Genomic DNA, 13840 nt, shown 5'->3' with positions numbered 1-13840 from the left:
TCTCACCAGGTCAGTTTGAATCGGAGGCCGAAGGCCTCTGCAGATTGTTGAGGCGAGCGTAAAGACCGTCGCTGACCTTCGCAAGCGTCTCGTGATTGCCTTCCTCGACGACACGGCCCTGCTGCATGACGACGATCTTGTCGGCGCGCACCACGGTCGAAAGCCGGTGGGCGATGACGACGACGGTGCGTCCGCTCATCGCTTCATCGAGCGCCTTCTGCACGGCGGCCTCGGATTCGGTGTCGAGGGCCGAGGTCGCCTCGTCGAGAAGCAGGATCGGCGCATTGCGCACCAGGGCGCGCGCGATCGACAGCCGCTGACGCTGGCCGCCCGAAAGCGTCACGCCGTTCTCGCCGACCGGCGTCTCATAACCCTGCGGCTGTGCCGAGATGAAGTCATGCGCATAGGCAAGCCGGGCGGCCTCTTCCACCTCGGCATCGGTCGCTTCCGGCCGGCCATAGCGGATATTGTCGCGGATCGTGCCCTCGAACAGATAGGGCTGCTGCGAGACATAGGCGAGCTGCTGGCGCAGCGACTTCTTTGTGATGTGGGCGATGTCCTGCCCGTCGATCAGGATTTCGCCCTCGCGCGGATCGTAGAAGCGCGGAATGAGGCTGATGACGGTGGACTTGCCGGCGCCGGAGGGGCCGACCAGCGCTGTGGTCGCGCCGCCCTCGGCAATGAAATTGACGCCGCTGAGCACGCTCTCATTGCCGTAGGCGAAGGACACATTGCGGAATTCGATCCTCGCCTGCGTCACCGTCAGCGGCCGGGCATCCGGCAGGTCCCGCTGGCGCGGTTCCATGTCGAGCAGTTCATAGATCATCCGCGCATTGACGACGGCGCGCTCCATCTGCACCTGCAGCCGGGCAAGCCGACGGGCCGGGTCATAGGCAAGCAGCAGCGCCGTGACGAAGGAGAAGAAGGCGCCAGGCGGCACATTGAAGTAGATCGAGCGGTAGGCGGCATAGGCAAGCACGCTGGCGACGGCAAAGCCCGCGAAACTCTCCGTCAGAGGAGAGGTGCGTTCGGAAAGCCGGGCAATCCGGTTGGCCCGGCTTTCGGCGCCCTTGATGAGTTTGTTGACCTTGCGCTCCAACTCTTCTTCCATCGTGAAGGCTTTCACGATGGCGATGCCCTGGATCGTCTCCTGCATGGCGCCGAGAACGTGGCTGTTCAGATGCACTGCCTCGCGGGTCGCCGAGCGCAGCCGCTTGGAAACATAGCGCAGTGCATAGAGCAGCGGCGGCGCCATGATGAACACGGCAAGGCTGAGCAGCGGATCCTGGATGATCATCACGGCGAGCAGCGAAACGAAGGTCAGCAGGTCGCGCACCGTCGAGGTGATCGTCAGATTGAGCACGTCGCGGATGCCGCTGACATTCTGGCTCACCTGCGCGGCGATATGGGCCGAGCGCGCCTCGCTGAAGAAGCCGACCGAAAGCGTCATCAGATGCGCATAGAGTCGGCGCTGGTAGCGCGCGACGATATCGTTGCCGACCCTGGACAGCGCCACCGCCTGGCCATAGCTCGCAAAGCCGCGCAGCACGAAGGCGATGAAGATCGAAAGACAGATGATCCAGACGACGTCGGCGCGCCGATTGGCGAAGGCCTCGTCGATGATCGCCCGCATGATCCAGGCGGTGAACGCCGTCGAAAGCGCCACCACGATGAGGCAGGCAATCGCAAAGACATAGCCCCAGAGATGGTCCCGGCCGTTTTCAGCGATGATGCGCTTCAGGATGCCGGTTACGGTATCGCTGCTGACGCTCTGCGTTCTGCTTTCCGCCGCTTCCAAAAATGAGGTTTCCTGTCTCGGACCAAGCGCCCCGCGAAGGCGACGCGCACATTTGCCGGGGTCTATAAAGAGTTGGGACCGGTTTGGCTAGAGCGCCGCGCGCCCGGATAGGACGCGCCAAGGACGCTCTATTTGCTTTGCGTGCGGGCCTAGCGCCGCCAGCGGCGGCCTTCCGTCGAGACACCGAAATTCGCCGGCATGCGCGCATAGGAGGAAAGCCCGGCAAGCGCTGCCAGCGGATGTGTCACCACATAGGTCGGGATGGTGCGAAGCAGCGCCGTATGCGGCGCCTTGTCCTCGAAGGCGATGCGGAATTCCGGCTTCTTCAGCGCCGGGATGATCTTCTGCGAGATGCCGCCGGAGAGATAGACGCCGCCGCGCGCCATGAACACCATCGCCATGTCGCCCGCCACGCGGCCGAGATAGGTGGCAAACAGCGAGACGGTCTCTACGGCCGCCTTGTCGCTGCCGGCAAGCGCGTGCGAGGTGATGTCGGCGGGATCCTTCATCGTCGGCTCGATGCCGTCGACCACGCAGATGGCGTGATAGAGGTTGACGAGGCCGCGCCCGCAGAGGATCTGCTCGGCCGAAACGCGGCCTTCGATCGTCTCGATATGCGGGAAGATGTCATAATCGCGCTTGCTGCGCGGCCCCAGATCGACATGGCCGCCTTCGCCGGGAACCGGGATCCAGCTGTGCTGGGCATGCACGAGCCCGCCGACGCCGAGGCCGGTGCCTGGTCCCAGTACGACGCGGGAGGCGATCATGTCGCCGGTAGCGTCGCCGATCCGTTCGCGATTTTCATCCGAAAGCGCGGCGATTGCCAGCGCCTGCGCCTCGAAATCGTTGACGACGAGCACATCCTCCATGCCGAGGCCCTCGATCATCGTCTTCGGTCGCACCACCCAGTCGCAATTGGTCAGCGGGATCTCGTCGTCGTTGATCGGGCCGGCGACGGCGAGGATCGCCGAGCGCGGCTGCACGGCGGTCTTGTCGAGCACGCCTTGCTGGATCGCCTCGTCGATCGTGGCGAAATCCGCCGTGCGCACGTTCGGAAACTGCTTCGGCTCGGCATAGGCATCGGTCAGGATGGAGAAGCGGGCATTCGTGCCGCCGATATCGCCGATCAGGATCGGGAAAGGCTGCGGAGCGGTGCTGTTGTTCGGTTTTGGCATGGCCGGTTCCGTGCTGATCAGGCTTCGAGTGTGGGAAGAAGTTTTATAGCGGTCGCGTGGTTGAGCGCCATCGGAATATCGTAGACGATCGCCAGTCGCATCAGCGCCTTCACGTCGACATCGTGCGGCATCGGCGTCAAGGGGTCGACGAAGAAAATCAGGGCGTCGACCTCGCCGGTCGAAATCAGCGCGCCGATCTGCTGGTCGCCGCCGAGCGGTCCGCTTTTCAGCCTCGTAACGTGGAGGTCGGGGGCAGCGTCGAGCACGCGCCCGCCGGTGGTGCCGGTGGCGACGATCTTCCAATGAGAGAGAACGTCCCGGTTGGTGCGGGCGAAATCCGCCATGTCGTCTTTCTTCTGGTCATGCGCAATCAATGCAAGGCATTTGCCGCCGGCCATCAACCCCTCCGCCCGAGAAATTCAATCGATTTGACCGCTTTATACCAAGAATTTGCGATTTGAAAGACAGCGTTATACCGGGTCACGTCCTCGGATTTGGTCTCAGGGTTCGGTCCCAGGACCTCGATCATTGTATCGCCGGCTTGTCGTTCGGAACCGGACCGACATCGGGCAAAGCGCCGTCGTCGGCGGCGGCAGGCGCTGCGGCTGGAGCGGCGGTGAGTGCGCTTGCGGCGGAAGATCCGCCATAGGTGGCGGCCTGCATCGAGGCGACGGAAGCAGCATCGAGCACGGCGGCGCAGGCCTTGGGCAGGTCGGAGACCATCATCTCGCGCGGCGGCTTCGGCGGCTTGGCGCCGGGCTTCGGCGGTTTCGGCGGTGCCCAGGGCGCCGGCGTGAACCACCAGGCGAGCGACTTGTCGCAGCCGTCACCGGCAACGACTGGGGCCTGCGGCGTGCATCCCTTGGCACCGGGCGGGCACTTGATGCGGATGTGGAAATGCGAGTCATGGCCGTATTCCGGCCGGAGCTTGCCAAGATTGGTGCGGTCGCCGGTCCAGGTATCGCACATCTTCTTCTTGATCGCCGGATTGACGAAGATACGCTCCACCTCGGGATAGCTTGCCGCCAGCATCAGCAACCGCGCGTGCGATTGCGTCCACACCTTGGGGTCGACGGTCAGGAACTTACCCTTCTGCAGCATGGTAGTGAAGGGCATATCCTGGCGCTCCTCGGCCGTCATGCGGCGCGTGGGCATCGGCGTAAACCAGATGTCGGCATCAAGACCGATCTGGTGTGAGGCATGGCCGTTCAGCATCGGCCCACCACGCGGCTGCGCAATGTCGCCGACCAGAATTCCCGGCCAGCCGGCATATTTGGCCCCGTCCTGCGAAAGACGTTCGAGCAGCGCGATCATCGCCGGATTGCCCCAGCGGCGATTGCGCGAAAGCCGCATCGCCTGCCAGGTCGGCCCGTCGGTCGGCAACGCCACCGCACCCGTCATGCAGCCCTTTGCGTAAAAGCCGATCGGCTGCGCTGGTCCCTGCGTCGGCAGACCGACGGCGCCGAACTGCCCCTTGGCGCTGCCCGGGCTCGGCGTGTTCTGCTGGGCGCCGACGTCACCGGCGGCAAGGCTTGCGCCGATTGCGCCGGCAAGCGTCAGTTTGCCAAATGTCCTGAAAGCCTGAGAGAAGCCGAAAGCCATACTGTTCCCTTGAACCGCTGCCGAAGTGATTTGCGATCGAATCTATCGTGAAAAGCGATTTTGGTGAATCGATGTTTTGGCTGGCGATGGGAAGCGGCGGTGACCGATCGCCGCATCGTCGTTGCCGCAGCCTACGATCCCTCGTCGCGGCGTTGCGCCGCCGATGCTCAAAATTTCGCGCGCCCGGCAAAAACCAAACTCTCTCCTGTTTTTCGCCCGTATTTTTCGTATTGTCGAACCCATCAATATCGGGGGAAAGCGTGAATGGCGGCTCTGTGGTCGAAGATCGGATTGTTTCTATCGCTTGCGGGTGCTCTGGCGCCAATGCCGGCAACGGGTCAGGACCAGCCCTTTCAGATCGGAAGCTCGGTCATCAGCGAGATGAAGTACAAGCCGGGCTTTGCGCATTTCGACTACGTCAATCCCGATGCACCGAAAGGCGGAGATCTGCGCCTCTCCGCAAGCGGCGCCTTCGACACCTTCAACCCGCTGCTCGCCAAAGGCCAGGCGGCAGTGGGCCTGACGCTCGTTTACGACACGTTGATGAAGCCCGCCGACGACGAGCTTCTCGTCTCCTACGGTCTGCTTGCCGAGGGATTGTCTTTTCCCACCGACGTCTCGAGCGCGACCTTCCGCCTGCGCAAGGAAGCGAAATGGGCGGATGGTCAGCCGGTCACGCCGGAAGACGTCATCTTCAGTCTGGACAAGACCAAGGAATTAAATCCCCTCGCCTCGAACTATTACCACCACGTTGTCAAAGCGGAAAAGACCGGCGAGCGTGACGTCACCTTCACCTTCGATGAGAAGAACAACCGCGAACTGCCGAATATTCTCGGCCAGTTGATGGTCGTGCCGAAGCATTGGTGGGAAGCGCCCGGACCGGATGGCAAGCCGCGCGACATTTCTAAAACGACGCTGGAGCCCGTGATGGGTTCGGGGCCGTACAAGATCGCTTCCTTCTCGCCCGGCGCAACGATCCGTTATGAATTGCGTGACGACTATTGGGGCAAGGACCTCAATGTGAATGTCGGTCAGAACAATTTCCGCAACGTCAACTACACCTATTTCGGTGATCGGGATGTCGAGTTCGAGGCCTTTCGCGCCGGCAACAGCGACTACTGGCAGGAAACCACGGCTGCCCGCTGGGCGACGGGATATGATTTTCCCGCAGTGAAGGAAGGACGTGTCAAGAAAGAGGAGGTTGCAAACCCGCTGCGCGCCACCGGCATCATGCAAGCTCTCGTGCCCAACATGCGACGCGACCTCTTCAAGGACATCAGGGTCCGCGAGGCTCTGAACTACGGTCTGGATTTTGAGGAGCTGAACCGCACCGTTGCCTTTAACAGTTACAAACGCATCGACAGTTATTTCTGGAATACCGAACTCGCCTCCTCCGGCCTGCCCCAGGGTAGAGAACTGGAAATTCTGCAGGGCATGAAAGATAAGGTGCCGGCAGAAATCTTCACAACGCCCTATACCAATCCCGTCGGCGGCGATCCGCAGAAGAGCCGCGATAACCTCCGCAAGGCAATTGCGCTTTTCAAAGAAGCCGGCTGGGAGCTCAAGGGCAATCGCATGGTCAATACCAAGACCGGCCAGCCGATGAGTTTCGAGATCCTGTTGTCGAGCCCCATGTTGGAGCGCTGGGCGGTGCCTTATGCCAACAATCTCAGGAAAATCGGCATAGATGCGCGGATCCGGACAGTCGACGCGTCGCAATCTGTCAACCGTGAACGCAGCTTCGACTACGATATGATCTGGAATGTCTGGGCGGAGACCATGAATCCGGGCAACGAACAAGCCGACTATTGGGGATCCGGTTCGGTCAATCAGCAGGGTTCCCGCAATTATGCCGGCATTGCCAACCAAGCCGTTGATGAGCTCATTCGCAAGATTATCTTCGCGCCGAACCGCGACGAGCAGATCGCAGCAATCAAGGCCATGGATCGGGTCTTGCTTGCAAATCACTACGTCATCCCGCTGTTCTACCGCGACACTTATAACATCGCCTATTGGAACACGGTCACGCATCCGGCCGAGTTTCCGGCCTACAGCCTTGGCTTCCCCGATGCCTGGTGGTCGACCTCGGCAAAATGAGCGGGCTTGCAATGCAGGGGCCCTCGGCTCCAAATGGCACGAGCGAATCACGACAAGCCGGCAGGGCCGGCAAGGGAAGGCTGACGGATTGAGCGGCATGAGACTGGACGGCAGGCAGACAGGAAAAACATTCCCGGAGGCTGAAGGCTGATGGGCGCCTATATCCTTCGCCGCCTGCTTCTGATGATCCCGACCATCGTCGGCATCATGGCCATCTCTTTCATCGTCATTCAGTTCGCGCCCGGCGGTCCCGTCGAGCAGGTGATCGCCCAATTGACCGGTCAGGCCGACAGTGCCGACCAGCGCCTGTCCGGCGGTGGCGATCTTCTCAGCGGCGGCGGCAGCGATGAAGGCTCGAAATATCGCGGTGCCCAGGGGCTCGATCCGGAACTGATCGCCAAGCTCGAAAAGCAATTCGGCTTCGACAAGCCGCCGCTGACCCGTTTTGGCGAGATGATGTGGAATTACATCCGCTTCGATTTCGGCGAGAGCTTCTTCCGCAACACCTCCGTGCTCGAACTCATCAAGGAGAAGCTGCCGGTGTCGATCTCGCTCGGCATCTGGATCCTGATCTTCTCCTATGCCATTTCCATCCCGCTCGGCATCCGCAAGGCAGTCAAGGATGGATCGACCTTCGATGTCTGGACGTCGGGCGTCATCGTCGTCGGCTACGCCGTCCCGAGCTTCCTCTTCGGCATTCTCCTGATCGTGCTTTTCGCCGGCGGTTCCTTCTATGACTGGTTTCCGTTGCGCGGCCTGGTCTCCGACAATTTCGACGAGCTTGCCTGGTGGCAGAAGCCGCTCGACTATTTCTGGCACCTGACCTTGCCGCTGATCTCGCTTTCCCTGTCCGCCTTCGCGACGACGACGCTTTTGACCAAGAATTCCTTCATCGAGGAGATCAAGAAGCAATATGTCGTCACCGCCCGCGCCAAGGGCCTGAACCAGCGGCAGGTGCTCTATGGCCATGTCTTCCGTAACGCCATGCTGATCATCATTGCCGGTTTTCCCGGCGCCTTCATTTCCGCTTTCTTCACCGGCTCGCTGCTGATCGAGAACATCTTCTCACTCGATGGCCTCGGTCGCCTCGGCTATCTCTCGGTCATCAACCGGGATTACCCGATCGTCTTCGCCACGCTCTACATCTTCTCGCTGCTCGGCCTCGTCGTCAGTCTGGTTTCCGACCTGATCTACACCTGGATCGATCCGCGCATCGATTTCGAGCGGAGGGATGTCTGATGGACGCCGCCGCAAATCCCGCTGTCGCAACACCCGTCAAGCCGCCGCGCAAAGGCCTGCTCTCGCCGACCAACATTCGCCGCTGGCAGAATTTCCGCGCGAACGGCCGCGGTTACTGGTCGCTGTGGCTGTTCATGGTCTTGTTTATCCTCAGCCTGTTTGCAGAGTTCCTCGCCAACGACCGGCCGATCATCGCCTCCTACAAGGGCGAGATCCTGTTTCCCGTCCTCGTTGATTATCCTGAGGAGAAGTTCGGCGGCTTCCTGGCCGAAACCGACTATCGTTCCTCGGTGATTGCCGACGAAATCAATGCCAATGGCTGGATGATCTGGCCGCCGATCCGTTATTCCTACCGCTCGGTCAATTCCAACATTCCGCATTCGGCCCCCACCGCCCCCTTCTGGCTGATGACGAAGGAGGAGCGCTGCGCCGGCTACCCGCAAGGGGTGAACGATCCGGATTGCACCCTCGGCAATCTCAACTGGCTCGGCACTGACGATCAGGCGCGCGACGTGCTGGCGCGCGTCATCTACGGCTTTCGCATATCGGTGCTCTTCGGCCTGGTGCTGACCATCTGCTCTGCAATCATCGGCGTGACGGCGGGTGCGGTGCAGGGTTATTTCGGCGGTTGGACCGATCTGCTGCTGCAGCGCTTCATCGAGATCTGGTCGTCGATGCCGGTGCTCTACATCCTGCTGATCATCGCCGCACTCCTGCCGCCCGGCTTCTTCGTGCTGCTCGGCATCATGCTGCTGTTTTCCTGGGTCGGATTCGTAGGCATCGTGCGCGCCGAATTCCTGCGCGCCCGCAATTTCGAATATGTCCGCGCCGCCCGCGCGCTCGGCGTCAACAATCGCACCATCATGTGGCGCCACCTGCTGCCGAACGCCATGGTCGCGACGCTGACCTTCCTGCCCTTCATCCTCTCCGGTTCGATCACGACGCTGACCTCGCTCGATTTCCTCGGCTTCGGCATGCCGCCAGGCTCCCCCTCGCTCGGCGAGATGATCGCGCAGGGCAAGACCAATCTGCAGGCGCCATGGCTCGGGCTGACGGCCTTCTTTGCCATGTCGATCATGCTTTCCCTGCTGATCTTCATCGGCGAAGCCGTGCGCGATGCCTTCGATCCGAGGAAGACGTTTCAATGAGTGACATGCCAGAACCGCTGCTTTCCGTCCGCGATCTCTCGGTTGCCTTTCATCAGGGCGGCGAAACCTCGCTCGCCGTCGATCACATCTCCTTCGATATCGCCAAAGGCGAGGTCGTGGCGCTTGTCGGCGAATCCGGCTCCGGCAAGTCGGTCTCGGCCAATTCGATCCTGCGACTTTTGCCTTATCCCTCCGCAAGCCATCCCTCCGGCGAAATCCTGTTCAAGGGTAAGGACCTCTTGAAGGCGTCGGAGCGGGAACTGCGGGAAGTGCGCGGCAACGACATCACCATGATCTTCCAAGAGCCGATGACCTCGCTCAATCCGCTTCATACGATCGAGAAGCAGATCGCCGAGATCCTCGCTCTGCACCAGGGCCTCACCGGCCAGCCGGCGCGTGAGCGCGTCCTGGAATTGCTGAACCAGGTCGGCATCCGCGAACCGGAAAAGCGGTTGAAGGCCTATCCGCACGAACTGTCAGGCGGCCAGCGACAGCGCGTCATGATCGCCATGGCGCTCGCCAACCGGCCGGAATTGCTGATCGCCGACGAGCCGACCACCGCCCTCGACGTCACCGTGCAGGCGCAGATCCTCGAATTGCTCCGGCAGTTGAAGGCCGTCCACGGCATGTCGCTGCTGTTCATCACCCATGATCTCGGCATCGTCCGCAAATTCGCCGATCGCGTCTGCGTCATGACCAAGGGCAAGATCGTCGAAACCGGCACCGTCGAAGACGTCTTTTCCAATCCGAAGCACGACTATACCCGGCACCTTCTCGCCTCCGAACCGCGCGGCGAGCCGCCGCTGGCCGATCCGTCGAAACCATTGGTGATGGAAGGTTCGGATATCCGCGTCTGGTTCCCGATCAAATCAGGGCTGATGCGCCGCGTCGTCGATCACGTCAAGGCAGTCGACGGCATCGATCTTTCGCTGCGCGCCGGCCAGACCCTCGGCGTCGTCGGCGAGTCGGGCTCGGGCAAGACCACGCTCGGCCTGGCGCTCACCCGGCTGATCTCCTCGCAAGGGCGAATTGCCTTTGTCGGCAAGGATATAGCCGGCTATTCATTTAGCGAGATGCGGCCACTGCGCAACCAGCTGCAGGTCGTCTTCCAGGATCCCTATGGATCGCTGAGCCCGCGCATGTCGGTCGGCGATATCGTCGCCGAAGGCCTGAAAGTGCACGAGCGCTCGCTGACATCAGAAGAACGCGACCAGCGCGTCTGCTGGGCCCTGGAGGAGGTCGGTCTCGATCCCCTGACCCGCTGGCGTTATCCGCACGAATTCTCCGGCGGCCAGCGCCAGCGTATCGCCATCGCCCGGGCCATGGTGCTGAAACCGCGCTTCGTCATGCTCGACGAGCCGACCTCCGCGCTCGACATGAGCGTGCAGGCGCAGGTGGTCGATCTCCTGCGCGATCTGCAGAAGAAGCACGATCTCGCCTATCTCTTCATCAGCCACGACCTGAAGGTGGTGAAGGCGCTCGCCAACGACGTCATCGTCATGCGGTTCGGCAAGGTGGTGGAGCAGGGCCCGTCAGCCGAAATCTTCCGCGCACCGAAGGACGAATACACCCGGGCACTGATGGCCGCTGCTTTCAACATCGAGGCGGTGCCGACGCCCGCCGTACAGCAATAAAGAAGATCATGTCCGCCCGTCCTCCCATTCTCGTCGACATCAAGTTCAATCCCGAAGGCGTCGCCCGCGTGCTGAAGACCGCCTTTGCCGACCGCGGCAGCATCAACCTCGCCGATCCGGGCAATCGGGCACGCGATCTCCAAGCGGTCGAATACGCGCTTCTCTGGAAACCGGATGCCGATCTCTTCAAACGGGCGCCGAACCTGAAAGTGATCTTCTCCGGCGGCGCCGGCGTCGACCACATCATCGGCATGGCCGATCTGCCCGAGATCCCGATCGTCCGCTTCGTCGACCGCAGCCTGACGACGCGCATGAGCGAATGGGTGGTCATGCAATGCCTGATGCATCTGCGCGGCCAATACGCCCATGACAGCCATCAGCGGCAGCGTGAGTGGGCCAAGCTGATCGCGCCAGAGGCGGCAGAGGTGACGGTCGGCGTCATGGGTCTTGGCATTCTCGGGCAGGATGCGGTCGCCAAGCTGAGAGTGATGGGGTTCAACGTCATCGGCTGGTCACGCAGCCGCAAGCAGATCGATGGCGTCGAAACCTTCGATGCCAGCGAGTTGGATAATTTCCTCGCAAGGACCGACATCCTCGTCGGCCTGCTGCCGCTGACGCCTGAAACATCAGGCTTCTATGACGCCGGGCTGTTTGCGAAGCTGCGCCGCAACGGCGCGCTCGGGCAGCCGGTCTTCATCAATGCCGGCCGCGGCAAGAGCCAGGTCGAGGCCGATATCGTCTCCGCCATTCGTGACGGCACTCTCGGCGGGGCTTCCCTCGATGTCTTCGAGGCGGAGCCGCTTGCATCAGACCACCCGCTGTGGGAATTACGGAACGTCTTCCTCACGCCGCACGACGCGGCCGTCTCCGAAGAAAACGCGCTGTTCCGTCATGTCGAGACGCAGATCGGCCGTTTCGAGCGCGGCGAGCCGCTGCAATTCGTGGTCGACCGCGCCGCCGGCTATTGAGCTTTCGGAACCTTCCAGACTGCCACCCGTTTCTTCTGCGGATATTCTTCGCGGCCGGATTGGCCCGTTAAGGACAGCGGAAGGAGACGATGATGGCGCATCAGACCGAAACACGCTGGGAAAAGTCGGATGGCAAGCTTCACAAGGAAGAGCTGATCCCGCCCGTGAAGGCAAGGCAGGGACGCACGGGTTATCGCATCCTGACGGTGCTGATCGTCGCGCTGGTGCTTGCCTTCGTGGTTTGGATACCGGTCGAGATTTGGGGCAACCGCGAGGCGAACGAGGTGGCACCGCAGCAGCCAGGCCAGCAGCTTCAGTCGCAGCAGCCTGCTCCGGCCCCCGCGCCGGCGCTACAGAACGGTACTGCCGTTCCAACCGAAACGCCGAACACCACGCCGGCTGCTCCGAATGTGGCGCCCGCAACGCCAGCCCAGTAAACGTGAGCAAAATCATGTTCACGTCCCGCCGCGCCACTGCTGCAGGACGTTTATTGTTTTGTCTGGACTTTGTCTGCTGATTTTTCGATAAGAAGGCGCACGAGCCGGATTTGTGCGCCGGCTGGGAACTTGGCAGTACCCGGGAATTTGGCAGCACCTGACCGGAGTGGACAGGGGCGGGAGTTTGATGGCCAGGACCGATATCGCAAGACGCGTCTACAATCACGCCTGGAAACTCGATCCGATCATCCGCAGTCTGATCGATACCGACTTCTACAAGCTTTTGATGCTGCAGATGATCTGGAAGCTCTATCCTGACGTGAACGCGTCCTTCACCCTGATTAACCGCACCAAGCGCGTGCGTCTCGCCGATGAGCTCGACGAAGGCGAATTGCGCGAGCAGCTCGATCATGCCCGCACGCTGAGACTCTCTAAGAAGGAGATGATCTGGCTTGCGGGTAACAGCTTCTACGGCCGCGCCCAGATCTTCGAGCCGGAATTCCTTGCCTGGCTTTCCAATTTCCAGCTGCCCGAATACGAGCTGTCGAAGAAGGACGGGCAATATGTGCTGGATTTCCACGGATCGTGGAAAGAAACCACCATGTGGGAGATCCCGGCGCTTGCCATCGTCAACGAGCTGCGGTCGCGCTCGGCGATGAAGGCGCTCGGTCCCTTCACCCTCGATGTACTCTATGCCCGGGCCAAGGCGAAGATGTGGTCGAAGGTCGAACGGCTGAAGGAATTGCCGGGCCTACGTATCTCCGATTTCGGCACCCGCCGCCGCCACAGTTTCCTCTGGCAGCGCTGGTGCGTCGAGGCGCTGAAGGAAGGCATCGGCCCGGCCTTTGCCGGTACCAGCAACGTATTGCTGGCGATGGATTCCGATCTCGAGGCCGTCGGCACCAATGCTCACGAGCTGCCGATGGTGGCCGCCGCCCTTGCCGAAACCGACGAGCAACTGCGCAACGCGCCCTACAAGATCCTGCGCGACTGGAACAAGCTCTATGGCGGCAACCTGCTGATCGTCCTGCCGGATGCCTTCGGCACCGCCGCCTTCCTGCGCGACGCACCGGAATGGGTCGCCGACTGGACCGGCTTCCGCCCGGACAGTGCCCCGCCAATCGAAGGCGGCGAGAAGATTATCGACTGGTGGAAGAAGATGGGCCGCGATCCGCGCCAGAAGCTGCTGATCTTCTCCGACGGTCTCGATGTCGACGCCATCATCGATACCTACCGGCATTTCGAAGGCCGCGTGCGCATGAGCTTCGGTTGGGGCACGAACCTGACGAACGATTTTTCCGGCTGCGCGCCGATCGAGATCTCCGGCCTCAACCCGATCTCCGTCGTCTGCAAGGTCAGCGACGCCAACGGTCGTCCGGCGGTGAAGCTCTCCGACAACCCGCAGAAGGCGACCGGCGACCCGGCCGAGGTCGAACGCTACCTGAAATTCTTCGGCGCCGAGGACAGGATCGATCAGACCGTTCTGGTGTAGGTCTGGGCCAATGTGCCGCTGTCCCGGGGCATATTGATGTGCCCCGCCATCGCATCCTCGATCGACCAACCGAAGCGCCAGGCGTCGAACATCGAGTACCACTCCTGGAAGTCGGCGATCGGCAGGATATCCGGCTTCGACATCGGATTGTCGGCCAGACTGCGGCCACGCGCACGGTCCCGTGCGCCACGCTCCTGCATCTCAAGCAGATTCTCGAACATCGTTACCCCCCGTCTTTATCCCGATTTAT

At 61.7% G+C, this 13840-nt stretch carries 13 protein-coding genes; 8 read left to right on the top strand and 5 right to left on the bottom strand.

Annotated elements, in window-relative coordinates; genetic code table 11:
* Window positions 1-10: 10 nt before the first annotated feature.
* From FFM53_RS12385 to mepA, 4 genes are all read right to left on the bottom strand, one after another.
* Window positions 11-1798, bottom strand: a complete 1788-nt coding sequence (locus FFM53_RS12385; protein ID WP_020052382.1) for an ABC transporter ATP-binding protein — start codon at window positions 1796-1798, stop codon at window positions 11-13.
* A gap of 149 nt (window positions 1799-1947) precedes the next feature.
* The gene (locus tag FFM53_RS12380) at window positions 1948-2973 is read right to left on the bottom strand and encodes a glucokinase (protein WP_138388488.1); all 1026 of its coding nucleotides are present in this window, start codon (window positions 2971-2973) and stop codon (window positions 1948-1950) included.
* 17 nt (window positions 2974-2990) lie between these two features.
* Window positions 2991-3371, bottom strand: a complete 381-nt coding sequence (locus FFM53_RS12375) for a methylglyoxal synthase (RefSeq protein WP_138388487.1) — start codon at window positions 3369-3371, stop codon at window positions 2991-2993.
* 127 nt (window positions 3372-3498) lie between these two features.
* A complete protein-coding gene (mepA, locus tag FFM53_RS12370; RefSeq protein WP_138388486.1) occupies window positions 3499-4575 on the bottom strand; it encodes a penicillin-insensitive murein endopeptidase in 1077 nt (358 codons plus the stop codon).
* A gap of 99 nt (window positions 4576-4674) precedes the next feature.
* Here mepA and FFM53_RS12365 point away from each other — a divergent pair, with 99 nt between their 5' ends.
* The 8 genes from FFM53_RS12365 to pncB all read left to right on the top strand — a co-directional run bounded on the left by FFM53_RS12365 (window position 4675) and on the right by pncB (window position 13590).
* On the top strand, window positions 4675-4839 hold the full coding sequence (locus tag FFM53_RS12365; protein ID WP_173883578.1) for a hypothetical protein: 165 nt from the start codon (window positions 4675-4677) through the stop codon (window positions 4837-4839).
* Window positions 4840-6672 (top strand): extracellular solute-binding protein, encoded by a 1833-nt coding sequence (locus tag FFM53_RS12360; protein ID WP_138388485.1) that lies wholly within the window; start codon window positions 4840-4842, stop codon window positions 6670-6672.
* A 150-nt stretch (window positions 6673-6822) separates the two neighbouring features.
* Window positions 6823-7911, top strand: a complete 1089-nt coding sequence (locus FFM53_RS12355; RefSeq protein ID WP_138388484.1) for a microcin C ABC transporter permease YejB — start codon at window positions 6823-6825, stop codon at window positions 7909-7911.
* A complete protein-coding gene (locus FFM53_RS12350) occupies window positions 7911-9059 on the top strand; it encodes an ABC transporter permease (RefSeq protein WP_138388483.1) in 1149 nt (382 codons plus the stop codon). The genes FFM53_RS12355 and FFM53_RS12350 overlap by 1 nt, the downstream gene beginning before the upstream one ends.
* The gene (locus tag FFM53_RS12345; RefSeq protein WP_138388482.1) at window positions 9056-10693 is read left to right on the top strand and encodes an ABC transporter ATP-binding protein; all 1638 of its coding nucleotides are present in this window, start codon (window positions 9056-9058) and stop codon (window positions 10691-10693) included. The genes FFM53_RS12350 and FFM53_RS12345 overlap by 4 nt, the downstream gene beginning before the upstream one ends.
* Before the next feature lie 8 nt (window positions 10694-10701).
* Entirely contained in the window at window positions 10702-11661 is a 960-nt protein-coding gene (locus FFM53_RS12340) for a 2-hydroxyacid dehydrogenase (protein WP_138388481.1), read from the top strand.
* Between the two features lie 89 nt (window positions 11662-11750).
* The gene (locus tag FFM53_RS12335; protein ID WP_029873715.1) at window positions 11751-12098 is read left to right on the top strand and encodes a hypothetical protein; all 348 of its coding nucleotides are present in this window, start codon (window positions 11751-11753) and stop codon (window positions 12096-12098) included.
* A gap of 187 nt (window positions 12099-12285) precedes the next feature.
* Window positions 12286-13590 carry a nicotinate phosphoribosyltransferase gene (pncB, locus tag FFM53_RS12330; RefSeq protein ID WP_012759708.1) on the top strand — a complete coding sequence of 435 codons (1305 nt, stop codon included), beginning with the start codon at window positions 12286-12288 and terminating at the stop codon, window positions 13588-13590.
* On the opposite strand, the gene FFM53_RS12325 is transcribed toward pncB, so the two are convergent.
* Window positions 13572-13811: a CrpP-related protein gene (locus tag FFM53_RS12325; protein ID WP_003544454.1), complete on the bottom strand. Its 240-nt coding sequence runs from the start codon at window positions 13809-13811 to the stop codon at window positions 13572-13574. The genes pncB and FFM53_RS12325 overlap by 19 nt on opposite strands.
* Window positions 13812-13840: the final 29 nt, after the last annotated feature.

This window comes from Rhizobium indicum, assembly GCF_005862305.2.
Classification (GTDB): Bacteria; Pseudomonadota; Alphaproteobacteria; order Rhizobiales; family Rhizobiaceae; genus Rhizobium; species Rhizobium indicum.
Note: the sequence above shows the minus strand (reverse complement) of the source record. Positions and strands in the feature narration are given on the sequence as shown.